The 23,457-nt window shown below is 71.9% G+C and carries 22 protein-coding genes; 14 read left to right on the top strand and 8 right to left on the bottom strand.

What is annotated here, in order from left to right:
- Positions 1-8 precede the first annotated feature (8 nt).
- Genes C4U44_RS35260 through C4U44_RS43360 form a run of 3 tightly spaced genes read right to left on the bottom strand, consistent with a single transcriptional unit; the run spans position 9 to position 3,063 of the window.
- Positions 9-821, bottom strand: coding sequence for a carbohydrate ABC transporter permease (locus C4U44_RS35260; protein ID WP_103890162.1), 813 nt, complete (start codon positions 819-821; stop codon positions 9-11).
- Entirely contained in the window at positions 818-1,777 is a 960-nt protein-coding gene (locus C4U44_RS35255) for a carbohydrate ABC transporter permease (protein WP_103890161.1), read from the bottom strand. The genes C4U44_RS35260 and C4U44_RS35255 overlap by 4 nt, the downstream gene beginning before the upstream one ends.
- Positions 1,765-3,063 carry an ABC transporter substrate-binding protein gene (locus C4U44_RS43360; protein ID WP_103890160.1) on the bottom strand — a complete coding sequence of 433 codons (1,299 nt, stop codon included), beginning with the start codon at positions 3,061-3,063 and terminating at the stop codon, positions 1,765-1,767. The genes C4U44_RS35255 and C4U44_RS43360 overlap by 13 nt, the downstream gene beginning before the upstream one ends.
- A gap of 110 nt (positions 3,064-3,173) precedes the next feature.
- Here C4U44_RS43360 and C4U44_RS35245 point away from each other — a divergent pair, with 110 nt between their 5' ends.
- The 3 genes from C4U44_RS35245 to C4U44_RS35235 are packed head-to-tail and all read left to right on the top strand — an operon-like array spanning position 3,174 to position 6,927.
- Positions 3,174-4,952 (top strand): class I mannose-6-phosphate isomerase, encoded by a 1,779-nt coding sequence (locus C4U44_RS35245; protein ID WP_103890159.1) that lies wholly within the window; start codon positions 3,174-3,176, stop codon positions 4,950-4,952.
- Positions 4,949-5,971, top strand: a complete 1,023-nt coding sequence (locus C4U44_RS35240) for a LacI family DNA-binding transcriptional regulator (protein ID WP_103890158.1) — start codon at positions 4,949-4,951, stop codon at positions 5,969-5,971. The genes C4U44_RS35245 and C4U44_RS35240 overlap by 4 nt, the downstream gene beginning before the upstream one ends.
- Positions 5,972-5,976: 5 nt before the next feature.
- The gene (locus tag C4U44_RS35235) at positions 5,977-6,927 is read left to right on the top strand and encodes an ROK family protein (RefSeq protein ID WP_103890157.1); all 951 of its coding nucleotides are present in this window, start codon (positions 5,977-5,979) and stop codon (positions 6,925-6,927) included.
- A 299-nt stretch (positions 6,928-7,226) separates the two neighbouring features.
- Here the strand turns inward: C4U44_RS35235 and C4U44_RS35230 are convergent, their stop codons facing one another.
- Positions 7,227-7,850 carry a hemerythrin domain-containing protein gene (locus tag C4U44_RS35230; RefSeq protein WP_200823518.1) on the bottom strand — a complete coding sequence of 208 codons (624 nt, stop codon included), beginning with the start codon at positions 7,848-7,850 and terminating at the stop codon, positions 7,227-7,229.
- A 331-nt stretch (positions 7,851-8,181) separates the two neighbouring features.
- Here C4U44_RS35230 and C4U44_RS35225 point away from each other — a divergent pair, with 331 nt between their 5' ends.
- Positions 8,182-8,625, top strand: coding sequence for a MarR family winged helix-turn-helix transcriptional regulator (locus C4U44_RS35225; RefSeq protein ID WP_103890206.1), 444 nt, complete (start codon positions 8,182-8,184; stop codon positions 8,623-8,625).
- Between the two features lie 197 nt (positions 8,626-8,822).
- Positions 8,823-9,455, top strand: a complete 633-nt coding sequence (locus tag C4U44_RS35220) for an NAD(P)-dependent oxidoreductase (RefSeq protein WP_103890155.1) — start codon at positions 8,823-8,825, stop codon at positions 9,453-9,455.
- A 160-nt stretch (positions 9,456-9,615) separates the two neighbouring features.
- On the opposite strand, the gene C4U44_RS35215 is transcribed toward C4U44_RS35220, so the two are convergent.
- Complete coding sequence (locus C4U44_RS35215; protein ID WP_103890205.1) at positions 9,616-10,530, bottom strand: helix-turn-helix transcriptional regulator; 915 nt, start codon at positions 10,528-10,530, stop codon at positions 9,616-9,618.
- Between the two features lie 194 nt (positions 10,531-10,724).
- Here C4U44_RS35215 and C4U44_RS35210 point away from each other — a divergent pair, with 194 nt between their 5' ends.
- From C4U44_RS35210 to C4U44_RS35170, 9 genes are all read left to right on the top strand, one after another.
- A complete protein-coding gene (locus tag C4U44_RS35210; RefSeq protein ID WP_103890204.1) occupies positions 10,725-11,759 on the top strand; it encodes a zinc-dependent alcohol dehydrogenase family protein in 1,035 nt (344 codons plus the stop codon).
- Positions 11,760-11,852: 93 nt separating this feature from the next.
- Positions 11,853-12,830 carry an aldo/keto reductase gene (locus tag C4U44_RS35205; protein ID WP_103890154.1) on the top strand — a complete coding sequence of 326 codons (978 nt, stop codon included), beginning with the start codon at positions 11,853-11,855 and terminating at the stop codon, positions 12,828-12,830.
- 63 nt (positions 12,831-12,893) lie between these two features.
- Positions 12,894-13,745 carry an aldo/keto reductase gene (locus C4U44_RS35200; RefSeq protein WP_103890153.1) on the top strand — a complete coding sequence of 284 codons (852 nt, stop codon included), beginning with the start codon at positions 12,894-12,896 and terminating at the stop codon, positions 13,743-13,745.
- A gap of 259 nt (positions 13,746-14,004) precedes the next feature.
- On the top strand, positions 14,005-14,778 hold the full coding sequence (locus C4U44_RS35195; protein WP_103890152.1) for a class I SAM-dependent methyltransferase: 774 nt from the start codon (positions 14,005-14,007) through the stop codon (positions 14,776-14,778).
- 198 nt (positions 14,779-14,976) lie between these two features.
- Positions 14,977-15,474 (top strand): hypothetical protein, encoded by a 498-nt coding sequence (locus tag C4U44_RS35190; RefSeq protein ID WP_103890151.1) that lies wholly within the window; start codon positions 14,977-14,979, stop codon positions 15,472-15,474.
- Between the two features lie 193 nt (positions 15,475-15,667).
- Positions 15,668-18,601: an AfsR/SARP family transcriptional regulator gene (locus C4U44_RS35185; protein WP_103890150.1), complete on the top strand. Its 2,934-nt coding sequence runs from the start codon at positions 15,668-15,670 to the stop codon at positions 18,599-18,601.
- A 175-nt stretch (positions 18,602-18,776) separates the two neighbouring features.
- A complete protein-coding gene (locus tag C4U44_RS35180) occupies positions 18,777-19,244 on the top strand; it encodes a hypothetical protein (RefSeq protein ID WP_146088420.1) in 468 nt (155 codons plus the stop codon).
- Between the two features lie 201 nt (positions 19,245-19,445).
- Positions 19,446-19,967, top strand: a complete 522-nt coding sequence (locus tag C4U44_RS35175; RefSeq protein ID WP_103890148.1) for a MarR family winged helix-turn-helix transcriptional regulator — start codon at positions 19,446-19,448, stop codon at positions 19,965-19,967.
- A complete protein-coding gene (locus tag C4U44_RS35170; protein ID WP_160145174.1) occupies positions 19,964-21,367 on the top strand; it encodes an MFS transporter in 1,404 nt (467 codons plus the stop codon). The genes C4U44_RS35175 and C4U44_RS35170 overlap by 4 nt, the downstream gene beginning before the upstream one ends.
- Before the next feature lie 13 nt (positions 21,368-21,380).
- Here C4U44_RS35170 and C4U44_RS35165 read toward each other — a convergent pair whose 3' ends face one another.
- From C4U44_RS35165 to C4U44_RS35155, 3 genes are all read right to left on the bottom strand, one after another.
- A complete protein-coding gene (locus C4U44_RS35165) occupies positions 21,381-21,860 on the bottom strand; it encodes a hypothetical protein (RefSeq protein WP_200823517.1) in 480 nt (159 codons plus the stop codon).
- Positions 21,857-22,291 (bottom strand): MarR family winged helix-turn-helix transcriptional regulator, encoded by a 435-nt coding sequence (locus C4U44_RS35160; protein WP_200823516.1) that lies wholly within the window; start codon positions 22,289-22,291, stop codon positions 21,857-21,859. Before C4U44_RS35160 ends, C4U44_RS35165 begins: the two co-directional genes overlap by 4 nt.
- 219 nt (positions 22,292-22,510) lie before the next feature.
- The gene (locus tag C4U44_RS35155) at positions 22,511-23,344 is read right to left on the bottom strand and encodes an inositol monophosphatase family protein (RefSeq protein WP_160145173.1); all 834 of its coding nucleotides are present in this window, start codon (positions 23,342-23,344) and stop codon (positions 22,511-22,513) included.
- Between the last annotated feature and the right edge of the window lie 113 nt (positions 23,345-23,457).

The following is a 23,457-nucleotide window of genomic DNA, read 5'->3' as shown; positions in this document are numbered from 1 at the left end:
TGGTTCGGTCAGGACGTCAGGCGCAGGCTGTTGACGAAGAAGCGCTGGAAGACGAAGAAGAGCACCACGGTGGGCACCGAGGCGACGAGGGCCCCGGCCAGGACCGCGGGCGGTCCCACCGTGGAGTAGTTGCCGCTCAGGTCCGCCAGCGTGGCCATCACCGGCCGCACGTTGGGGCTGAGCGAGAGGGTGATGCCGAACAGCAGGTCGTTCCAGATCCAGGTGAACTGGAAGATGAACGCGGCCAGCAGGGCGCTCCTGGCCAGCGGCAGGTGGATGGACAGGAACATCCGGAGCCAGTTGACGCCGTCGAGCTGCGCCGCCTCGGAGATCTCCCGCGGCACCGTCATCATGAAGTTGCGGTTGACGAAGAAGGCGAACGGCACGGTGAGCGCCACGTAGACGAGCACCATGCCGTACTGGGTGTCGTAGAGGCCGGTCCGCGCGTACCCGGTGAACAGCGGGGACAGGAAGGTCTGCAGGGGCAGCACGGTGCCGATGAAGATCGCCCAGAACCAGATCCCCGGGCGGCGGATCGGCATGACCGTGACCGCGAAGGAGGCCAGCGCCGCGATCACCACGGCGACGGCGGCGCCCACGGTGGCGTACAGGAAGGTGTTGAGCAGGCCCTGCCCGACGTCCGCGCTGCTGAAGGCGGCACGGACGTTGCGGAACAGGCCCCAGGAGCTGAACCACCAGCGCGGGGAGCCGGTGTACTGCTTGGTCGGCGTGAACGCGTTGACGACGACCAGCCAGGTCGGCAGCAGCCACAGCAACGAGACCAGGGCGACCAGGACATGGCGTACCACCCGGCCGGTCATGCCGCACCGCCCCGCTGCGGCTGGACCTGGCGGCGCAGGTAGAGCCAGGACGCCGCGACGACCACCGCCGTCAGCACCACGGACACGGCGGCGCCGTAGCCGTACCGGTTGAGGGTGAAGGTCTGGCGGTACATCGTCAGCGCCAGGGTCTCCGACGCGGTGCCCGGCCCGCCCTGCGTCAGCAGCCAGACGATGTCGAACGTCTTCAGGCTGTTCACGATGGACATGCCGACCACCACCACGGTCATGGGCCGCAGTTGGGGCACGATCACCTTCAGGAACATCTGCAGGCCCTGCGCGCCGTCGATCCGCGCCGCCTCGATCGTCTCGGCCGGGATGGTCTGCAGCCCGATCAGGAACAGCAGCAGGGCGGCGCCGGTGGACTGCCACGTGGTGGCGACGATCATCACCACCGTGTTCAGCGGCCAGTGCAGCAGCCAGTCCTGCTGCCACCCGCCGAGCCCGACCGCGCTCAGTGTCTGGTTGACCGCGCCGTCGCTCTTGAGCAGGTACGTCCACAGCAGCGCGGTGGCCGACCCGGACAGCGCGTAGGGGATGACCACGGCGGTGCGGGCCACCGCGCCCCAGCGCACGGAGTGCGTCAGTACCGCGAGCAGCAGCCCGAGCAGCACCGGCAGGACCAGCGTGCCCACCACCCACATGACCGTGTTGAGCAGGGACCGGCCGAAGTCGGGATCGGTCAGCAGCGAGCGGTAGTTGGCCAGGCCGACGAAGCGCGCGGTGATGCCGTTGTCGTCGAACAGGCTGCGGTACGCGGTCACCGCGAACGGGACCACCAGGAGTGCCGCGACGAGCGCCACGGCCGGTGCGAGGAACGCACCCACCCAGACGGCCCGCCGGACACCGCCCTGGCGTGGCGCGCGGACCGGGCCCTCGGACCGGCGGTTCGCGGTACGGGTGACGACTGCTTTGGTTCCTGTGGTCAGGACTTCCACGCCTTCCACTCCTTCTCGGCTCTGCGCTGCATGCTGGCGACCGTCTTCGCGGCCTGGGAGGGGGTGGGGTCGATCATGAAGGCGCTGAGGTCCTGCACGTTGCCCTCGATCAGCACCGGGGGTGAGGCCTCCCAGTACCGCACCGCCTGCGGGACGTGTTCCTTCTGCACCTGCGCGACGACCTCGCGCACCGCCCCGACGTCCGGTACCACCGACGGGTCCGCCGAGGTGTCGCGCAGGAACCCCGTCCAGGCCCGCTGCACGGACGGATCGAGCCAGGCACGGGCGGTGGCCTCGGCGGCCTGCCGCTTGTGCGCGTTGGCCGACACCGCCAGCACCCCGCTCTCCACGACCACCGAGCGGTTCCCGCCGGGCGGTGGTGGCAGCAGGAAGGCGCCGAGGTCGGCGTTCTTGAGTCCGGCGTCGAGCAGCGCGCCGGTGTTCCACGTGCCGTACAGGCACATGGCGGTACGGCCCTGGGTGAACCGGCCGGGCAGGTCGCTGACCGACACGTCCGGCGAGGAGAACGCCCCGCGCCGGTACAGGTCGCTCCACACCTCCATCGCCTGCCGGCAGGGGACGTCGGTGTAGGAGCGCTTGCCCGCGGTCAGGTCGAGGTAGAAGTCGTGGTCGAGGCCGTTGACCAGTTGCTGGAACCAGATCGACGACTCCCAGCTGGTCGCGCCGCCCGCCGCGATCGGCGTGATGTGCCGCGCGTGCGCGGTGTCCACGATGTGCAGGAACTCCTGCCAGGTCGTCGGCACGTCGACGCCGAGCCGGGCGAAGAGCGGCTTGCTGTAGAAGACGGCGTAGTACGACTTGTACAGCGGCACGCCGTACTGCCTGCCGTCGGAGGTGAAGGACGCGCGCAGCGCGGGGTCGCGGCACCAGCCGCGGCGGTCCGCCTCGTCCCACGCCGCGGTCACGTCGGCGAGGATGCCGGCCCGGGCGACGTCGCGCAGCCGGTACCCGTTCCACCACTTGATGAGGTCCGCGGTGGAGTCGGTCTGCGCCGACATGCGCACGATCTGCTGGTAGTTGCTGACGTTCGGTACGCCCTGCGGTGCCAGCCGGTATCCGGACAGCCGGCTCAACTGCCGCCCGGCGTCCTGGAATCCGGAGTTCCAGCTGGGGTTGTCGCTGAACAGCGAGAGCACGTCGGCGGGTGCGGGCCGGGACAGCGTGCCCCGGGCGCATGAACTGAGCGCGAGACCGGCGGCCCCGGCGAACGACGAAGCCAGCAGCGCGCGCCGACTCGTCGTTCGTGACAGGTCGATCAGGCCCATAGAACCCCCTCGTCACGGAATCACCGAGCTGGTAAGTTATCGGTAACGTACAGGCGTGCTCGTAGTTTGAGAAGACTTAACGTTGGCGTTATCTCGTGAAGGTGAGAGACATGGTCGACCGTCCGCAGGTCACAGCGAAGATGTCGCAGTACGACCCGGCGCCGCGCTACCCCGTGTGCGACGGCACGGTCCTGGCCGGATGGGCCGCCGCGGCGGGCGCGTTGGCGCCGGCCACCCGGGTCCTCGCGGTCGACGGACCTGCCGCGGTCGACTGGGACGCCCTCGCCCGGCACCTCGGAGCCGCACTCGCCGCCACCCGCCCCGGCGCGGTGACCGCCGACGCCCGCACCGCGGTCCGGGACTGGGCCGGCGTGCGCCGCCTGACCGAGTCCGAAGTACTGCGCGACGACCCGGACTTCGCCGAACTCGCCGGTGGGAGCCTCGCGGACCTGATGGACCAGCAGGCCCTGGACGCGCTGGCCGGCGGGACCGGCGCGGCAGGGGAGGGGGCCGGCGGCGAGGCGGCGGACGGCCCTGCGCTGCGCGTCCTGGTCGGGCCCGGCGCCGCCCTGGCCGCCGGTGTGGACGAGGTGTGGTGGGCCGACCTGCCCAAGCGGTGCGCGGAGGCGGCCGTCGGGAAGGGCCGCGGCCGCAACCTCGGAGCGCCGGCCGGCGAACCGCCGAGCCTGCGCCGCCTGTTCTACATCGACTGGCCGCTCCAGGACCGGCACCGCGACGCGACGGCCGCCCGCATCGACCGCTGGGTCGACGTTACCGATACCGTCGCCCCGACCTCCATCAGCGGCCAGGCGCTGCGCGCCACCTGCCACCGGCTCGCCGATCGCCCCTTCCGCACCCTGCCCACCTTCAACTCCACCCCGTGGGGCGGGCACTGGGGCCAGGAGGAACTCGGCCACAATCCCGACGCCCCCAACACCGCCCTGGGCTACGAGCTCATCGCGCCGGAGAGCGGCGTCCTGCTCGGCGACGACCCGGGGCGCTGCGTGGAGGTGCCCTTCCAACTCGTCGTCGCCCTCGCCCCCGTGGAGGTGCTGGGCAAGGACGTCCACGAGCGGTTCGGGACCTCGTTCCCGATCCGCTTCGACTACCTCGACACCGTCGGCGGCGGGAACCTCTCGGTGCACTGCCATCCGCAGCCGGAGGAGATGCGCACCGTCTTCGGCTGGCCGTACACCCAGCACGAGAGCTACTACCTGATGCGGGCGGGTACGCACAGCAAGGTCTTCCTCGGGCTGCGCGAGGGCGCCGACCTCGACGCCTTCCACCATCACGCGCACGCCGCCGACACCCACGGCGAGGCCTTCGACATCGAGGAGTTCGTCCAGACGTTCCCCGCGCGGGCCGGACAGCTCTACCTCGTCCCGGCCGGAACCCCGCACGGCAGCGGCGAGGGCAACGTCGTCCTGGAGGTCAGCGCCACCCCGTACCTGTACTCCCTGCGCTTCTACGACTGGCTGCGCCGGGACGCCGCCGACCGCCAGCGTGCGGTGCACGTCGAGCACGCGTTCCGCAACCTGGACCCGCGGCGCAGCGGCGAGGCGGTGTCCCGCGATCTCGTGCAGCGGCCCAGGACCGTGCGCGACGGGGACGGCTGGCGGGAGGAACTCCTCGGCGCCCTGCCGGACATGTTCTTCGAGGTCCGCCGGATCGCCGTCGAGCCGGGCCACGCGGCCGAGCAGACCACCGACGGGCGGTTCCACGTGCTGACCGTCGTCGACGGGGAGGGCGTCCTGGTCGAAACGGCCGCGGGCGACCGCCATTTCGTACACTGTGCGGAGACCCTCGCGGTTCCGGCCGCCGTCACCGCGTACCGCGTGCAGAACCAGGGGCCGGACCTGGCTCGCCTGGTCAAGGCGCAGGTGGTATGAACACCCGACCCGATCCCGTGACGCCGCTCACCATGCGGGACGTGGCCGAACGTCTGGGCGTCAGCACCATGACGGTCTCCCGCGCGCTGCGCGGGCAGCGCGGTATCGGCGAGGCCACCCGGCAGCGGGTGCTCGCCGAGGTCGCCGCCCTCGGCTACCGCCCGAACAAGCTGGCCAGGGGGCTGCGCACCGGCGGCCCCAGCGAGCTCATCGGCCTGGTCGTCACCAACCTCGCCAACCCCTTCTACTCCCAACTCGCCGTCGGCGTCGAAGAGGTGTGCGTCCGCTACGGCGCGCGCGTCATGCTGGGCAGCACCAGCGAGGACCCCGACGTCGAACGCGACGTCGTCACCGACCTGCTGGAGCGCGGCGTGGACGGGCTGGTCGTCGTCCCCGCCAGCCACGACCACAGCCACCTCGGCGCCGAACGGCTCCGCGACACGCCCGTGGTGCTCGCGGCCAGCCCGCCGATGGACATCGACGTGGACTGCGTGCTCGTCGACGACTTCGGCGGCACCCGTGCCGCGTGCCGCCGGCTGATCGAGCGCGGCCACCGCCGGATCGGCTTCCTCGGCCTGCCCCCGTCGCTGTGGACGGGCTCGGAGCGCTTCCGCGGCTACGCGCTGGCGCTGGAGGAGGCCGGCATCGCGGTGGACGAGCGCTACGTCAGCCGGCACCGCGGCGACAGCACGCTCGCCCGGGAGGCGGCCCGCGCCATGCTCGCGCTGCCCGACCACCCGACCGCGCTGCTCACGGCGAACAACCGCAACACCGTCGGCGCGTTGCTCGCCCTGCGCGACCGGCCCGACGACGGGGAGCCGGTGGCCCTCGCGGGATTCGACGACATCGAACTCGCCGACATGCTGCACCTGCCGCTGACCGTCGTGTCCTACGACGCGGCGGAGGTCGGCAGGGCGGCGGCGTCGCTGCTGTTCGAACGCCAGCGCAGCACCGCGCCACTCCACCCGCGCCGCGTGACGATCGCGACGACCCTCATCGACCACCCGGTGCCCCGGTAGGAGCCATGACCTCGACCGCATCCACGGCGTTCACGGCGTCCGCCGCGTCCACGGCCGTTCCCGTCCTGGAGGTCGGCGGATCGCACGTGACCGCGGCCGCCGTCGACCCGGAGCGGGCCACCGTCATCGAGGGCACGCGGCACCGGCTGCCGCTGCGGCCCGACACCGGCCCGGAGGACTTCCTCGCGGCGCTGGCCGCGGCCGCGAACGGCGTGCTCGCCGCCCCCGCCCTGCACACCCGGGCGCTGCGCGACACCTGGGGTGTCGCCGTGCCCGGCCCCTTCGACTACGCCACGGGGACCGCCCGCTACCGGGACGTCGGCAAGTTCGCCGCGCTCGACGGGCTCGCCGTCGCCGAGCAGCTCGCGCCGCTCCTGCTGCGCAGGCCCGTGCGGATGCGGTTCCTCAACGACGCCCACGCGTTCGGCCTCGGCGCGTGGCTCGCCGGCCGCCCCCGCGAGCGGCGGTTCGCCGCCATCACGCTGGGCACCGGCGTCGGCTCGGCGTTCCTCGACCGCGGGAGGGCGGTCGTCGACGGGCCGGACGTCCCGCCCGAGGGTCGCGCCGACCTCCTGACCATCGACGGACGCCCCCTGGAGGACACCGTCTCGACGCGGGCCCTCGCCGCCCGCTACACCCGCCGCACCGGTCGCCCGGTGGACGGGCTGCGCGGCCTGTCCCAGCGGTCCGCGCGGGGCGACACCGCCGCCCGGACCGTCATGGACGACGCCCTGCGCGCGCTGGGCGAAGCCCTGGCGCCGTGGCTGGCCGCCTTCGAGGCGGGCGCGCTGGTGGTCGGCGGCTCGGCCACGGCGGCATGGGAGCAGCTCGGCCCGCCGTTCACCGCGGGGCTGACGGCGCGCCGTCCCGAGCTGGCCGCAGTCGATGTGACGGTACGTCAGGACGGGGAGGACGCGGCTCTGCTGGGGGCGGCGGAGTACGCGTTGCACGGGTGAGGCGGTGGTTGCCGCTTGTCGGGGGGACGGGCACCTTCCCAGCCGGACTCAAGCACTCAGAGGTCGTCTCCGCCCCGGACAGGGCCGGCTGCCCCCGGAAGCCCTGCCCGCCGCCGACCTTCGGCGACCAGCGCTCGCTCGTGGCGATCCCGGCAAGAGCGAACTTCACCATCGAGATCCCCGAGGGCGAGGAGCCCGCGGTGAGCGTCATGGGCCTGGCTGGCGACGGGCACGACTCATGGGCGGTCCGGGCGGCTGGTGCCGGGAGTTCGGCCGGCCGTGCGGTCCGAGGGCCGTTTCTAGCGGCTGCCTTCCAGTGCTGCCCGGAAGCGTGCGTAGCGCGGGGCGCCGATCCATCGCCATACCAGCGCAGCGGGTCCGGGCATGTTCTTCTTCAACCATGCGGCGCCCCCGTCGGGCTGGGCTGCGAGGATGGCGCCGAGCATGTTCCACAGCTGACCCTTGGGGGTTGCAGCCTTTCCGTGCTTGCCGAACCACTTCTCCTCGCGCTGGGTGAGCACATGCTCCATGGCCGGGACGATGGTGGCTTCTTCGTCGGGGAAGTGTTCGGCCATCGCCGTCGAGACGCCATGGACCGCGGAGCGGATGGGTTCGGCGGCTTCCTTCGTCGCGGTGGTGCGCCAGGCGGGCAGGGCCCGGTCGAGGTCTGTGAGGTGCACCAGCATGCCGGCGTGCTGACGCTTCATCCGGTCCACATGGAGGACACATGCGGGCGCTCGGTCGCTGACCGTGTCCCAGAGTCGTGAGTCCTCTCCCTCGTGGTGGGCGTGGAGCGCGGCCGAGATCAGGTTCAGTTGCGTGGCGACGGCCGCCGCGTGCTTCGTGTCGCCTTCGGCCACCCCGTCCACGAGCTCTGCGGCTTCGTCGAAGGAGCGCCGAAGCGCGCGGTGGATGTCGAGCATCGCGCTCGCGTCGCAGGTCCTGGGGCCTTTGAAGGCGGGCGCGCCGGTCGTGGGGGTCTCGGGTCGGCTGGGCGATGTCATGGGAATCCGATCTCCGGTCCTGGTTGCATGACGCATAGCGCGTACGAGGATGTAGTCAGATATCTTTACTACATGACCGTGATGCCGATGGCAACAGCAGGGGTGCGAGGGTGAAGAGGAGCGGATCGTGTGCCACGTGCGCAGCGCTGCGGCGCGCCGCCACGGTCGGGCTGGCGACGACCTGGCCGGACGGGGTTGCCGTAGGGTGTGGAGCTCGTGGGATCGGATGGGCGACGGAGTCGAGTGCGGCATGGACGATGAGCAGCGTGTGAATCTCGGGGTGTTGTTGTTCATCCCGTACCGGTACACCGAGGACCGGATGTTCCGGGCTCTGCAGGATGCCGGGTTCGATGATTGGACCCTCGCCCAGTGCCGGGTCTTCCAACGCATCGCCCCGGACGGTTCACGCCTCACCGACCTCGCTGACCAGGCGCAAATGACCAAGCAGAGCGCCGGCGTGATGGTCGACCAACTGGAACGCCTGGGCTATGTCCGCCGGGTCCCCGACCCCACGGACGGCCGCGCCCGGTTGATCGTGATCGAGGAGCGCGGCCGGCGTGCCGTCGAGGTGGCCGCGGCCGCGCTCGACGAGATCCTCGCGGAGTGGAAGACCTACCTGGGCACCCGCAACTTCGCTTTGCTCCACCAGATCCTGGACCAGCTCCGCGAGATCACCGACCCCTACGCGCCGTAGACCCGGCCGCGCCGCGCCGCCCACCCCCGGCTTCCGTCGACCCCCGACCGCCGGGGCCGGTGGGCGTGATCAGGCTTCATCGCTTCGTTGACATAGTCAGGACTATTGACTATCGTTCCCATTGAACCCTCGTTGAACGGGCATGCCGCCGGCGGCGGTCCGACGAGATTCGATCGTCGTACAGGGAGCGAAATGTCATGAAGTTTCTTGTCCTTGGAGCAACCGGGCGCACCGGGGCTCTCTTCGTCAAAAAGGCACTCGACCAGGGCCATCAGATCAGGGCCCTCGTCCGGAGGGCCGGCGCCGGCGTCGATCCGCGCGCTGAAATCGTCGTCGGCGATGTCACCGACGCCGCCGTCATAGCGACGGCGGCCCGAGGTCGCGACGCGATCATCAGCACGCTCGGAGTGAAAAGCGCCCGCGAAACCCCGACGCTGATCACCGACATGGTCCGTGCGGTGATCGAATCCGCGAAAACATCAGGCGTGGACCGGTTCTTTGTCGTGTCTGCGTTCGGAGTCGGCGACTCTCTCGCCAAGGCATCGTTCCTCGTGGGCCCACTGTTCCGCACCGTGCTCAAGAAGACCTACGCAGACAAAGCCGCGTCCGAAGTGCTCCTGAGGGCCAGTGATCTGAAATGGACTCTCGAGTACCCCGGAGCATTGAACGATCGAGGCAGCGCCCGCTACACCGACGTCGTACTGGAAGACGTCGAAAAGTTGCCGATCTTCCCCTCGACCTCTCGCTCGAACGTTGCCGACTTCCTCCTCCGCTCCGCCGTGGAGGACACCTTCATCCGTCGGACCGTCGTCGTCATCGACGCCAAATAGGTCACGGTCCCGCCGAAATACGAGACGGCACGCGGAACGGGTACATCCCGCCGGGCGAGCGGCGTGTGCCCGGAGAATCCTCAGGTGAGGTGTTCGGCCGGACCGAGGATGATGCGCTTCGCGGACGGGCACGGTGTACTCGATGGCGCCGACGGCGGAGTTACTTCTTCGGTTCCCCGGGGGTTGTCTGCGCCGGTCGCGGCGCGCGCCGGGGTGCGGTCATGTCGAGGATGACGACGGCGTCGTGCTCGGGGGTGCCGGGGGTGGTGACGTAGACGCCCAGCCGTTGGCCGGGGCTCCCTTCGAGCTGCATGCCCTGGAAGGGGAGGGTGATGTCGCCGACCTGGGGGTGGTGGAAGGTCTTGGGCTTGCGGGTGTGGAGGCTGCGGTTGACCTGGTAGCGGTCCCACAGTTTCGCGAAGTCCGGGCTCTTCACGAGGAGTTCACCGACGAGGCCCGTCAGGTCGGGGGCGTCGGGATCCGTGCCGGCCAGGGCGCGTAGGCGGGCGACGCAACCTGCGAGCTGGGTGTCCCAGTCGGAGTAGAGGTCGCGGGCCGCGGGGTGGAGGAACAGGAAGCGGGCGAGGTTGCGCTGTTTCGCCGGCCAGTCCTCGATGCCGGCGTACAGGGCGAGCGCGCCGGGGTTGCACGCGAGGATGTCCAGGGTGCGGCTGGTGACGTAGGCCGGGTGGGGGCGCAGGCTCTCCAGCAGCAGCTTGGCCTGCGGGCTCACGGTGCGGCTGGGGGCGGGCGGCGGTTCGGGGGTGTGGCGGGCGGCGCGGATCACCAGGTCCTGCAGATGGTCCAGCTCGTCGGTGTCCAGTTTCAGAGCACGTCCCAGGGCATCGACCACGGACAGGCTGGGGCGGGTCTCCTTGCCGCGTTCCAGCCGGGTGTAGTAGTCGATGCTCACTCCCGCCAGTGCGGCGACCTCCTCGCGGCGCAGCCCCGGCGTCCGCCGGACCCCGGGGCTCGGAGCGAAGCCGACCTCGGCCGGGGTCAGCTGGGTCCGCCGGGCGCGCAGGAACCGCCCCAGCTCGGTACCGCCGCTGTCGCTGTGCCGCTGGTCCGCCATGTCCTCCAGTGTGACGTGCCGGTCATCGGCGTGCTCCGGCCGAGGGGCGCCCTGCCACACCCCCTCTGGGGCTCCCGGGAAAGGCCCGCCCTGCCTGGCGCTCGGCAGATCGGGAAGGGTGGAGGACACGGACATCTGTGCTCCCGCAGATGCTCACTCCCTTCGAGGAACGAAGCAGCAGAAAGGGCACCACCGTGCGCGCAACCCGTCTCCACCAGGCCGGCGATGTCCGGGTCGAGGACGTCCCCGACCCGAGGATCCACCAGCCGACCGACGCCGTCGTCCGCATCGTCATGGGCTGCATCTGCGGCAGCGACCTGTGGCCCTACAAGTCGCAGCCGCTCACCGACCACCCACGTCAGATGGGCCACGAGTTCATCGGCGTCGTCGAGGAGACCGGCCCCCAGGTCACCAACGTCAAGCCCGGTGACCTGGTCGTCGCCCCCTTCACGTACGCGGACGGTACCTGCGAGTACTGCCGCAGCGGCCTGCACACCTCCTGCCCCCACGGCGGCCAGTGGGGCGTGAACGGTGTCGACGGCGGGCAGGGCCAGGCCACCCGCGTCCCCTACGCCGACGGCACCCTCGTCCCGCTGCCCGTCGGTGAGGACTCCGACCTGCTGCCGGATCTGCTCACCCTGTCCGACGTGCTCTGTACCGGGTACCACGCCGCCCGCACCGCCGGGGTCCAGGCCGGTGAGACCGTCGCCGTCATCGGCGACGGCGCGGTGGGCCTGTCCGCGGTGATCTCCGCGAAGCTGCTCGGCGCCGAGCGGATCATCCTCATGGGCCGGCACAGCGCACGCACCGACCTCGGACGCGACTTCGGCGCCACCGACGTCGTCGCCGCGCGCGGCGAGGAGGGCGTCGCCGCGGTCCGCGACCTGACGTCGGGCCGCGGCGCCGAGCGGGTGCTGGAGTGCGTGGGCCTGGAGGAAGCGCTCGTCCAGGCCGCGGGTGTGGCCCGCGACGGTGGCGTGATCAGCCGCGTCGGCGCCCCGCAGTACCCGGCGGTGCCCTTCGGGTTCCCCGAGTTCATGCGCAATCTGACCCTCACCGGCGGGGTGGCTCCCGCCCGCGCCTACATCGAGGAACTCATGCCGTACATCCTCAACGGCGAGATCCACCCCGGTCGCGTCTTCGACCGCACCGTGGCCCTGGAGCAGGCCGCCGAGGGCTACCGGCTCATGAACGACCGCGAGGCCCTGAAGGTCATCGTCCGCCCCTGACCGCTGCACCGGCCGTCCCCGGGCGGCCGACCCGCGAACCACCCACGCGGCGCCCGCAGCCGCACCGCACCGTACAGAACGGATGGAATTCTGATGAAGCACATCACACTGCGTGACCTGGAGGTCTCCCGGATCGGGCTCGGGGCGATGGGCATGTCCCAGGCCTACACCGGCGCCGGCACCGACGACGCGGAGTCGATCCGCACCATCCACCGGGCCCTGGACCTGGGCGTCACCTTCCTCGACACCGCCGAGATCTACGGCCCGTACATCAACGAGGAACTCGTCGGCCGTGCCCTGAAGGGCCGCCGCGACCAGGTCGTCCTGGCCACCAAGTTCGGCCTCGTCTCCCACGCCGGCGGCGGGCCGCAGAACGCGGACAGCAGCCCGGCCAACATCCGCACCGCCGTCGAGGGCTCCCTGGCGCGCCTGGGCACCGACCACATCGACCTGTACTACCAGCACCGCGTCGACCCCGGCACCCCGATCGAGGAGACCGTCGGCGCCCTGGCCGAGCTGGTCGCCCAGGGCAAGATCCGGCACATCGGCCTGTCCGAGGCCGGCCCCGACACCATCCGCCGCGCCCACGCCGTCCACCCCATCACCGCCCTGCAGTCCGAGTACTCGCTGTTCACCCGCGACCCCGAAGCACGGGTGCTCCCCACGCTGCGCGAGCTGAACATCGGATTCGTGCCCTTCTCCCCCCTCGGACGCGGCTTCCTGACCGGCGCGATCCGTTCCACCGACCAGTTCGACCCCACCGACTTCCGCACCAGCAACCCGCGCTTCGCCGAGGAGAACTTCGCGCACAACCTCCGCCTGGCCGACCAGGTCGCGGCCGTCGCCACCCAGGTCGGTGCCACCCCGGCGCAGGTCGCGCTGGCCTGGCTGCTGGCCCAGGGCGATGACATCGCCCCCATCCCCGGCACCAAGCGCGTCCAACGGCTCGAGGAGAACGTCGCCGCGGACGAGGTGCACCTCACCGACGACCAGCTCGCCGAGCTCTCCAGCCTGCCGCCCGCCGCCGGCGACACCCACAACGAGGCACAGATGCGCATGATGGAGCGCTGACCGGCCCGCCTCGCAGGCGCCCTCCCCTCGTCTTCCCACCGCAGAACGTCCCGGGAGAAACCCGTGCAGTACGTCACCTTGAACAACGGCGTCCAGATGCCGATCCTCGGCTTCGGCGTCTTCCAGATCCCGCCGGAGAACACCGAGCAGGCCGTCTCCGACGCCCTTGCCGCCGGCTACCGCCTGCTGGACACCGCCGCCGCCTACGGCAACGAGGAAGCCGTCGGCCGTGCCCTCAGGGCCGGCGGCATCCCACGCCAGGACCTCTTCGTCACCACCAAACTGTGGGTCCAGGACGCCCCCGCCCAGGACAACACCCGCCGCGCCCTGGAGACCTCGCTGACCAGGCTGGGCCTGGACCACGTCGACCTGTACCTGATGCACCAGCCCTTCGGTGACGTCTACGGCCAGTGGCGCGCCATGGAAGCCGCCAACCGCGCGGGCCTGGCCAAGGCGATCGGCGTCGCCAACTTCTCCCCCGACCGACTCCTGGACCTGATCTTCAACAACGAGATCACCCCGGCCGTCAACCAGATCGAGACCCACCCGTTCTTCCAGCGCGCCCCCGACCACGACCTCATGCGTGCGCACGGAGTCCGGCACCAGTCCTGGGGCGGCTTCGCCGAAGGCAAGAACGACCTGTTCACCCACCCCGTCCTCAGCGAGATCGGCACCGCGCACGACAGGTCCGTCGCGCAGGTCGTGCTGCGCTGGCTCATCCAGCGCACCATCGTCACCATCCCCAAGTCCGTCAACCCCGGCCGCATGGCACAGAACATCGACGTCTTCGACTTTGAGCTCACCAACGACCAGATGAACCGGATCGCCGCCCTGGACACCGGCACGACGCTGTTCTTCGACCACCACGACCCCGAGAAGGTCGCCTGGCTCAGCAGGCGCCGCCTGGACAACTGAACGACCGGAACGCGCACCGTCAGCGAGCACGACTCCGCCTCCCGCCCGGCCGTCGAAGGGACGAGTCTGGTTGAGCCGTCGGTGCCGGATGAGTTGTGGGCGCCTTCCAGCGGGTCCTGCCGCCGACGCTGCCTCGGCCGGTCCGACACGGTCCGCCACCCGAACTGCGAGGAAGCAGACCTGCCAGCCGCCCCGGGCCGAGCGGCCAGCAGCGAAATGGGAGTGCGGACCATGTGTCCCTCTGCCAGGATGGCCGGCCATGACCGCTGCGCGAGCCACCGCCCTCTTCGACCAAGTGGCCTCGGTATTCGACGAGGTACTGCCGTTCTTCACCGGGTTCGGCCAACAGCACATGGAGTGGCTCGCTCCGGTGCACGGCACTCGTGTCCTCGACCTGGGGGCCGGGCGCGGCGCCCTGACCGCTGCCGCGCTCGCCCGCGGCTGCCAGGTGACGGCGGTGGACTGCGCCCCTCGCATGGTCGAACGGATCTCGACCCAGCACCCGCAGGTTCACGAAGCGCGGGTGATGGACGCTCACCAGCTGGACCTCGCCGACGGCTGCTTCGACCTGGTCTGTGCGGGATTCGTCGTCCACCTGCTCGATGATCCGGCTGCGGCAGCCCAGGAGATCCGTCGAGTCCTGGCTCCCGGCGGGGTGTTCTCCTTCTCCGTCCCCGGCCCGGTCGAGGACGCGCCGGAGTGGGAGTTCTACGGTGCCCTCTTCCGCGAGTTCCAGCCCCTGATACCCGTCGGGGAAGGACGGCTCAGTCGGCCCTTGGACGAGGAGCGGTTCCTCGCGACGGCGGGGTTCACCAACATCAGTGAGACCGCCATCGAGCAGCGTCTTCCCGTCCCCGACGCCGACACGTTCTGGAACTGGGGGCTCTCGCACGGCTCCCGCGCCTTCTTCGACGCCCTCCCGGCAGATGCCCGAACCGAGTTCGAGGCCCGAGTACGAGCAGAGCTGTCCACCATGGACCCGATCGTGTTCGCCGCCGGCGCCAGCCTCTGGCGCGGCACCTCACCGGCCTGACCTCGCGCCGACGCCACCGATCAGCAGGCCGCCGGCTCTCCCGTGGTCCATCGCAACCTTCCGGTGCAGCACCGTTCGCCGGCCGGCCACGGCGATGCCGCTGCCCGGCGCCGGACCGTCGGCGAGTGGCGCCCCCCGCCGGAACTGCCGTGACCGTAGCGGCCATTACCCCCACGTCACGTGGACAGGGAGACCGCAATGCTGCTGTGGGATCTGGAGATGAAGGACGACCTGGCGCGGCTGGCGGGCATCCCCTCGGGCCGCCTTCTCGACATCGCCGTCACCGAGGTCGAGCGCACCGCGGCGTTCGTCCTGCCCGACGCGTCCGGCGACGCCGAGGCGCGCGAGGTGTACGAGCGGTGCCTCGCGGCGCTCCACCGGGCCCAGGCCGCCGGTGGTGCCGCCGTGCCCGTCCTGCACGACGAGCTGCGGGACGAGCTGTTCGAGGCGTCCGAGAGCAGCGAGTGGGGCGTCGGACCCCTGATGGCCGCCGTGGACCAGTGCGTCGGTGAGGAGCCGTCGACGCCGATGGACTCCGAGTGCGCCGCCGAGGTCCTCGGCCTCTGCTACCAGGCCGTGATGGAGTACCAGCGGATCGACGACGTCACGCCGGAGTCCGAGCGGCAGTGCCCCGCTCTCCTGGACACCATCAGCGCCCAGCGATCCCTGATCCGGACCGCGGTCAGCCGGGCCTGAGCCCGCCCGACCGGAACGCCTCCGGTTCGCCCGGCCGCGCGCAGGGGGAACTCCGGCGGCGCGGTCGGCTCCGCGGAACGGCTCACCCCCCGACGAGGAGGCGGTATGGACACCTGTCCGCTGGCCGTCCTAGATTCGTCCTGGGTCCAGGTCGGACGGGGGTCCGGCGCTGATCGTGAAGTGTCGGGGGGATATGAGATTCGGCGTGCTGGGGCCGTTGCATGCCCAGGTCACGGGGCGCGAGGTCCGACTCGACGGACCACGGCGGGCCAAGATGCTGGCGGCGCTTCTGGTCGACGCGAACCACCTCGTCACCATGGAACGGCTCGTTGCCGTGATGTGGGACGGGAAAGTGCCCGCCACCGCGGTCCGCCAGGTCCAGGACGCCGTGTCCGGGCTGCGCGGTAACCTCGCCGAGAGCGGAGCACCCCGCTCCTTGATCAGCACGCGGCGCGGCGGTTACCAGATCAACCTGGCACCGGACCAGCTCGACCTGCTGGAGTTCGAGCACGAACGGGACCGCGCCGAGCGGCAGAACGCCCCGTTCGAGACGGCTGCCGCGCTGCGGCGCGCGTTGGCCTGCTGGCGGGGCAACGCCCTGGTCGGCGTCTCGAGCCGGGTTCTGGAGTCGGATGCGGCGCGGCTGAACGAGAAGCGCGCGGCCACCCGCAAACTGTGTCTGAGTGTCGAACTCGACCTGGGGCGCCATCGTGAGGTCATCGAGGAACTGACCGCCCTGCTGCGCGAGTACCCCTATGACGAGCATGTCGCGGAACACCTGATGGTCGCCCTCTACCGGTGCCGGCGACAGAGCGAGGCGCTGCAGGTGTACGAGCGGCTGCGCCGGAAACTCGCGGGCGAACTCGGCGTCGATCCCGCCGCGCCGCTCCGGGCGCTGCATCAGCGCATCCTGGTCGCCGATCCGTCCCTGCTGTCTCCCGTCCCGGCGAGCGGTGCCCCCGACACGCGACCGGAGGGGATCGGCACCGCTGCCACCACACCGCTCATGGCGATGCCCGTGCGCCAACTACCGCTCCACATACCGGACTTCGTGGGACGAGCCGACGCGCTGGCCCAGGTCGCCCGATTACTCGACGGGTCGGGGGTGGATCGGACCCCGGTGATCGTCGTCGTCGGCGGTCCCGGTGTCGGCAAGTCCTGTCTGGTGACGCACGCCGCGCGGCTGGCGAGCGACTCCTTTCCTGACGGCCAGCTCTACCTCAACCTCGCCGGGACATCGGACGCGCCGCGGGACCCGGCGCTGATGCTGGCCGAAACCCTGCGTGCGTTCGGGGTGGCCGGCAGCGCGATCCCGAACGGGGTGTCCGAACGGGCCGCGCTCTACCGGTCGTTGCTGGCGGACCGCCGGATGCTGGTGGTGCTGGACGATGCGGGGCACGCCGATCAGGTGCTGCCGTTGCTGCCGGGCGCCGACGGCTGCGCCGTGCTGATCACCAGCCGCACCCTGCTGACGCACCTGCCCGGCGCCCGGCACATCGACCTGGACGTGCTGAGCCCGGCAGAGGCGCAGGAGATGTTCACCGGCATCGTCGGGCAGCGGCGGGTCGAGCAGGAACCGGCCGAGGCCGACGCGATCCTCGACTGCTGCGGCAACCTGCCGCTGGCGATCCGGATCGCCAGCGCCAAGCTCACCGGCCGGCCGGCCTGGCCGCTTCGGGTCCTGCGGGAACGGATCGAGGACGAGTCCCGGCGCCTGGCCGAACTGAGGATCGGAGACCTCAGCGTGCGGGCCAGCGTCGAACTGAGCTTACGGCTGCTGCCCGCCGACGCGGTGCGTGCGCTGGGCCTGCTGGGTCTGCTCGGCGCCCACACCCTGCCCGGCTGGATCGTCGGTCCGCTGCTGGACCGCCCGGACGCCGACGAGGTACTGGACACCCTCGTCGACGCCAGCCTGGTGCGACTCACCGCCACCGACGCCATCGGCCAGCCACGCTACCGGCTGCACGACCTGATCAGGACCTGTGCCGTGGAGGTGGCGGCCCGGCTGCCGGCCGCGGACACGCGGGAAGCGATGGTCCGGGTGCTGTCCACCTGGCTCGACCTGGCCGGGCGCGCCACCGATCGGTTACCGGCCGGACTGCTGGTCGGCGAGCCCGGTTCCGCGCCGCGCCGCTCGCTGCCCGACACGCTCGTGGACCGGCTGACGGCCGACCCGGTCGGCTGGTTCGACGCCGAACGCCACACCCTGCTCGGCGCGGTGAAACTGGCCGCGGACTGGGGACTGGACGAACTGGCCTGGGAACTGGCGGCCGGCACGGTCACTTACTACGACCACCGGTGCCTGTACCAGGACTGGGAGCACGGGCACCGGCTCGCCCTGGACGCGGCCGAGACCGCCGGGAACGCGCGCGGCACCTCGGTGCTGCTGCGTGGCCTTGGCCAACTGCACATCTACCAGGACGAGTACGACGAAGCGAACCGTGCCCTGGAGTCCTCCGCCAAGCTGTGCAAGGACACCGGTGACAGGCGCGGCGAGGCGTTGTCGGTGGCGATGCTGAGCACGATCAGCCGAGTCCAGGGCCGTTACGGCGAAGCCGCGGACCGCGTCGCGCAGGCACTGGCCACAGCGGTCGCCGAAGGCGACCGGCACCTCGAAGCACAGCTGTCCTGCTCGATGGCCGTGATGCAGCTCATGCACGGCGAACTCGACGCGGCGGAAGCCTGGTTCGACAAGGCCCTGCGCCAGGCCGAGGCCCTCGACGACGCACATCGGATGGCGGTCGTGCTGCGCCGGTACAGCCGGCTGCACCATCAGCGCGGCAATCCGGACGAGGCGCTGCGCTGCCTGCGGCAGGCGTTGGCCACCTTCCAGGAAATCGCCGACGAACGGTGCGCCGCCTACACGCTGCTGGAAGTCGGCCGCGTGTACGCCGGCCGGCACGACAGGGACCGGGCCGGCCCGGCGCTGGAACGCGCGGCCGACATCTTCCACCGACACGGCGACCGCCACGACGAAGCCGCGTGCTGGCAACTGATCGGCGACCTGGACGCCACCGCCGGCGCCCTCGACCTGGCCGGCCGGCACCACGAACGGGCACTCCAGCTGTGGCAGGCCATCGGTGACATGGACCGGATGAAGGCCCTGGCGCCACCCTCGTCACCCTGACCTGCCCGACGCCGCGCAGCGACCTCCTACCAGGACGATTCCACGACGGTGCCGCGGCGGATCGCCCCGCTGACCTGGCGTGAGGACGAACCCAGGACGAGTCCAGGACGCGTGGAGCTAGCTTCGCCGCACACCGGATGTGATCCGCGGGGCGGGTCACCGTGAAGGGGGAAAGATGAACAGAAGGTCACAGGTGGCAGCCGCGGTGGGTGTCATCGCTCTCGTGGGCGTTGCCGTCGGGACGACGCCGGCCGGCGCCGCCGATCGCGGTGCGGTGGCGTCCCACGCCCCGAGGAGCATCTCCGTCTCGCCGGAGATGGTCGCCGCGGCGAAAGCCGCCGCTGCCGCCGGAACGAACTTCATCGGGAACGACAACAGCATCGGCCTCGGTGTCATGCACATCAAGGACGGTGTCTACACCCAGGGCGCCTACGACGCCGTCCTGCCGGCGGAGGACAACACGGAGGACGCATTCGGTTGGGCCAACGCGGCCGGCTGGTACCTGGGCCCGGGCTACTGCTCCGCGCAGCTCCGGTCGGACGATGGCGGGGCGGACTGGTACCAGCAGACTCCCGACCTCGGCCCGGGCCAGCACTTCATCGGCTCCGCCACGGATTACATCGTCGTGATGTACCACTGCTGAGCTGAGCCGTATGCGCGGAAACCCCCGTGGGCGCGGAGCCGTCGCGCTCGCGGGAGCCGTCGCGCTCGCGGGGGGCGTCGTGGCCGCGGGTGCTCGGGGGAGCGCGGCCACGGCGCCGGAGGGGGCCGTGGAGCCGGAAGCCGAGGGCGATCGCCCTCGGCCGCATTTTAGTGATGCGGAATAGCTATGTAAGATAGTCGTATGGAAGATCGCGAGGTCCTGCGGCTGCGCGGGCAGATGAGGCAGCTCCAGCGGCGCCTGCGCCGCGAGGGGGGACCCACGCACGGCGTGTCCAGGACCGCCCGGCAGGTGCTCGCCGCCGCCGACCGGATGCCGGACGCGCAGCCGCGCCGGCTCGCCGGCGAGCTCCAGATGACCAGCTCCAACGTGGCCGCCGCGCTGCGCGAGCTGGAGGCGGCCGGATTCGTCAGCCGCAGCCGGGACGTGGCGGACGCCCGCCGGGTCCTGGTCTCGGTCACCCCGGCCGGCCGCGCCGCCGTCGCCGGGACCCGCAGCGAGCGGGACACCTGGCTGGGACGCGCCGTCGAGGCGCTGCTCGACCCGGAGGAGCAGCAGGTGCTGATCGCCGCGGGGACGCTGCTGGAGCGCCTCGCCGGGTTCGAGCCGACCGGTGCCGCCGGGCCGGAGGAGGACGACCCCGTGCGGCGTCCGAACAGTCCCGCGATGGCGGCCGGCCCGGGCCGTACGGACGCCGCCTCGTGACGGCGCCGGACGACCCGTCCCCGGGCCCCGAGCCGGCCGGCACGACGCGTACGGACACGGGCGGTGACGCGGCCGGCGGGGGCGTGGGTACTGCCGGCGCCACCGCAGCCCCGGACCGGGCCGCCGGTGACACGCGGGCCGCGGCGGGCCGCACCCGCGCGCTGTCCCGCGCCTTCAGCTCCCTGTCGATCCGCAACTACCGCCTCTACTTCTGGGGTTACTCGGTGTCGATCGCCGGGACCTGGATGCAGACGCTGGCGCTCGCCTTCCTCGTGCTGCACCTGACCGGCAGCGGCGCCGACCTCGGCATCTCCACCGGCGCCCGCTTCCTGCCGCTCGCGCTGCTCGGCCCGTTCGGCGGCCTGATCGCCGACCGCTACGACCGGCGCCGGCTGCTCTACCTCACCCAGTCGGCGTCCGCCGCGGTCGCCGTCGCCTTCGCGCTCATGACCGGGCTGGGCGCGGCGAGCTTCGGCGGCGTGGTCGCGCTGTCGCTGGCGCTCGGCGTGCTCACCGTCTTCGACAACCCGGCCCGGCAGAGCCTGATCGGCGACCTGGTGCCGCGCGAGCAGCTGGCCAACGCGGTCACCCTCAACTCCGTCTCGGTCAACCTCGCCCGGGTGCTGGGCGCGGCGGCCGGCGGCGCCCTCGTCGCCGGGGTCGGCCTCACCACGTGCTTCGTCCTCAACGCCCTCTCGTTCGCGGGCGTCCTGGTCAGCCTCGTGCTCATGCGCCCGGCCGAGATGAACCCCGTCGACCGCCCGCCCCGCGAGAAGGGCCAGGTCCGCGCCGGGCTGCGCTACGCCCGTAGCACCCCGGCGCTCCTGCTGCCGCTGGTGATGATCACGATCACCGGCGCCCTCGCCTACGAGTTCCCGGTCACCCTCCCGCTGGTGGCCCGCGGCGCCCTGCACGGCGGCGCCGGGACGTACGGGGCGATGGCGGCGGTGATGGCCATCGGCGCCGTGCTCGGGGGCCTCGTCGTCGCGGGCCGCGGCAACCCCCGGCACAGCAGTTCGCTGGCGGTCGCCTCCGTCGGCTGGGGCGTGGCCATCACCGCCGCCGCCCTGGCCCCGACCCTGCCCTGGGAACTGCTCGCGCTGCTCTTCGTCGGCTACGGCGGCGTCAGCTTCAACTCGCTGTCCAAGACCGCGCTCCAGCTCGCCGCGGCGCCCGCGATGCGCGGCCGGGTGATGGCCCTGTGGGCCCTGGCCTGGGGCGGCACCACCGTGATCGGCGGGCCCCTGGTCGGATGGGTCGCGCAGGACCTCGGCAGCCGCTGGTCGCTCGTGGTCGGCGGCGTGCCCACGCTCCTGCTGGGCATCGTCATGCTTCCCGCATTGCGCCGCGTCGACCGGTCCGCGGCGGCCGCGACCTCTCAGGCCGGCACTCCGGCCTGAGAGGTGTCCGCGCTTACGCGCAGCCGCCGGGACGGTCCTGCCAGGGGAACGGCGCGAGGTCCGGCTCGACCCAACCGGTCCTGGCCGGCGGTGAGGCGAGCGTGGCGGGCCGGTAGAAGCGGGTGAGCAGGCGCTTGTCCAGCAGGGCGGTGTGGTGGGCCGCGAAGGCGGTGAAGGCGGACTGCTGCGGTCCGATCGCGTCCGCCGTGCCCGTGGCGTGCGCCCGCAGGTCGTCCTCCTGGACGTGGTGGGCGACGAGTTCGACCCAGGCGCGGCTGACGGTGGCGTGGTACTTCTGCGGCGCTCCCGCGTAGCGGGCGGTGCGCCGGATCCCGCCACTGATCAGCTCGGTCGCCGCCGCGGTGCCGTGGCGGCGGACGGCCAGCCAGGTGAGGTGGACGTGCTCGCGGTGGCCGAACCGGTCCGCACCGGTCATCACCTCGGCCATCAACCCGTCGAAGGCGGACGGCGATTCGCCGCCGTGGGCGGTCATGACGGCACCTTCGCGAGCACGTCCAGGACGGTGTGGAAGCCGGCGATCGCCTCGGGCGGGAGCCCGCCGAGCGCGCGGCGCTCCAGGTCGGCGAGGGCCTCCCGGATCGTGTCGGCCGCGAGCCGCCCGGCGGGCGTCAGCTCGACGAGCACGGACCGGCGGTCGCCGGCGCGGGTGCCGCGGGTGATGTGGCCACGGCGCTCCAGCCGGTCGAGCACGCTGGTCAGCGTGGTGGGCCGGGTGCCGGCGGCGGCGCCGAGCTGGGAGACCGTGCGGCCCTTCCCGTCGGCGAGGTTGGCGAGGGCGTTGATCTCGGACGCGGTCAGGTCGAGGTCGACCAGTTCGGCGGTGAGCGCTTGGAGGGTGGCGTGGGTGGCCCGCTGCAGCGCGAGCAGGGGCGAGTCCTCGGCCGGAGAGGAAATGGAAGTCACGATATCGGACTATACGATTTCGTAGCATCGCACGCAAGAGGAAAGGCGCCGAGCGGGCGGATGTCCGGGCGGCACGGCGCGGCCGCGCGGGACCCTCGACGGGGTACGGCGGGGCCGGTGCGGCGCGGGACCCACGGGACGGCCGCGCGGGCCACCGCTCCGTCCCGCCCGCCCGGTCTGGTCGCTCCGCGCCGGACATTCAGCTCACCGGCAGGCGCTTCACGTCGCCTGCTCGCCCGCCGGGTGCTCCTCCTCGGCCAGCAGCGCGCACAGCGCGTCGTACACCCCGGGCGCGGCCACGACGATCCCCGTGCCCGACAGGTCGGGGGAGAGCGGGAACGGCTCGGGCAGCAGGTTCCCGCGGCGCGCCCCTGCCTCGGTGGCGACCAGCGCGGCCGCGGCCACGTCCCAGGGCGCCAGGCTCTCCGTGTGCGCGTCGAGCATCCCCGCCGCGACCAGTGCGATGTCCAGCGCGGGCGATCCGGCCCGCCGTACGTCGCGGCAGTTCAGCACCAGCCGCCGCACCCGCTCCAGCACCGGGTCCAACTGCCCGCGCTGGTGCGGAAATCCCGTGCTGACCAGGGCGTCACCCAGGGCCGACGTGTCCGCCGCCGCCAGCCGCCGCCCGTTGCGGCGCGCGCCGCCGCCCTTCACGGCGGTGAACGTGTGCCCCAGGAACGGCGCGTGCACCGCCCCCGCCCGCACCACGCCGTCGACCGCGAACGCCACCGACACCGAGACGTACGGGTACCCGTGCGCGAAGTTCGCCGAGCCGTCCATCGGGTCGACCACCCACACCGGCCCGTCGAACATCCCGTCCTGCCAGCCGTCCCAGGTCTCCTCGCTGACCACCCGGTGGGTGGGGAAGCGCGCCGCCAGCACCTCCCTGATCAGCGCGTCCGCCCGCAGGTCCGCGTCGGTGACGATCTCGTGGCCCCCCTTGGGCCGTGCGCGTGCCGCGTCCGTACCGCCCAGGCGCCGCAGCAGCCCGCCCGCGGCCCGCGCGGCCCGCTCGGCCACGACCACGGCCAGCCCGTCGTCGGCCTCGGCCACCCCGGCTGTGGCTCTTCGTGTCCCATCCGTCCTGACCATCCCGGCCTTCCCCCTGTCCTGCCGTGCGCCCGCCTCCGTGGCGGCCGCTCGTGTCGTCACATCCTGGAGGAGAC

Source organism: Actinacidiphila yanglinensis, from assembly GCF_900107965.1.
GTDB classification, from domain to species: Bacteria; Actinomycetota; Actinomycetes; order Streptomycetales; family Streptomycetaceae; genus Actinacidiphila; species Actinacidiphila yanglinensis.
This window is presented reverse-complemented; position numbering and strand designations above follow the sequence as displayed.

What these genes read in the sequence shown, in the direction of transcription:
- C4U44_RS35165 (WP_200823517.1), bottom strand. Translation starts at nt 21,860, where the DNA reads ATGACCGCCCACGGCGGCGAATCGCCGTCCGCCTTCGACGGGTTGATG.
- C4U44_RS35190 (WP_103890151.1), top strand. Translation starts at nt 14,977, where the DNA reads ATGCTGCTGTGGGATCTGGAGATGAAGGACGACCTGGCGCGGCTGGCG.
- C4U44_RS35180 (WP_146088420.1), top strand. Translation starts at nt 18,777, where the DNA reads ATGAACAGAAGGTCACAGGTGGCAGCCGCGGTGGGTGTCATCGCTCTC.
- C4U44_RS35235 (WP_103890157.1), top strand. Translation starts at nt 5,977, where the DNA reads ATGACCTCGACCGCATCCACGGCGTTCACGGCGTCCGCCGCGTCCACG.
- C4U44_RS35245 (WP_103890159.1), top strand. Translation starts at nt 3,174, where the DNA reads ATGGTCGACCGTCCGCAGGTCACAGCGAAGATGTCGCAGTACGACCCG.
- C4U44_RS35230 (WP_200823518.1), bottom strand. Translation starts at nt 7,850, where the DNA reads ATGCTCGACATCCACCGCGCGCTTCGGCGCTCCTTCGACGAAGCCGCA.
- C4U44_RS35260 (WP_103890162.1), bottom strand. Translation starts at nt 821, where the DNA reads ATGACCGGCCGGGTGGTACGCCATGTCCTGGTCGCCCTGGTCTCGTTG.
- C4U44_RS35220 (WP_103890155.1), top strand. Translation starts at nt 8,823, where the DNA reads ATGAAGTTTCTTGTCCTTGGAGCAACCGGGCGCACCGGGGCTCTCTTC.
- C4U44_RS35205 (WP_103890154.1), top strand. Translation starts at nt 11,853, where the DNA reads ATGAAGCACATCACACTGCGTGACCTGGAGGTCTCCCGGATCGGGCTC.
- C4U44_RS35215 (WP_103890205.1), bottom strand. Translation starts at nt 10,530, where the DNA reads ATGGCGGACCAGCGGCACAGCGACAGCGGCGGTACCGAGCTGGGGCGG.
- C4U44_RS35240 (WP_103890158.1), top strand. Translation starts at nt 4,949, where the DNA reads ATGAACACCCGACCCGATCCCGTGACGCCGCTCACCATGCGGGACGTG.
- C4U44_RS43360 (WP_103890160.1), bottom strand. Translation starts at nt 3,063, where the DNA reads ATGGGCCTGATCGACCTGTCACGAACGACGAGTCGGCGCGCGCTGCTG.
- C4U44_RS35175 (WP_103890148.1), top strand. Translation starts at nt 19,446, where the DNA reads ATGGAAGATCGCGAGGTCCTGCGGCTGCGCGGGCAGATGAGGCAGCTC.
- C4U44_RS35195 (WP_103890152.1), top strand. Translation starts at nt 14,005, where the DNA reads ATGACCGCTGCGCGAGCCACCGCCCTCTTCGACCAAGTGGCCTCGGTA.
- C4U44_RS35185 (WP_103890150.1), top strand. Translation starts at nt 15,668, where the DNA reads ATGAGATTCGGCGTGCTGGGGCCGTTGCATGCCCAGGTCACGGGGCGC.
- C4U44_RS35225 (WP_103890206.1), top strand. Translation starts at nt 8,182, where the DNA reads ATGGACGATGAGCAGCGTGTGAATCTCGGGGTGTTGTTGTTCATCCCG.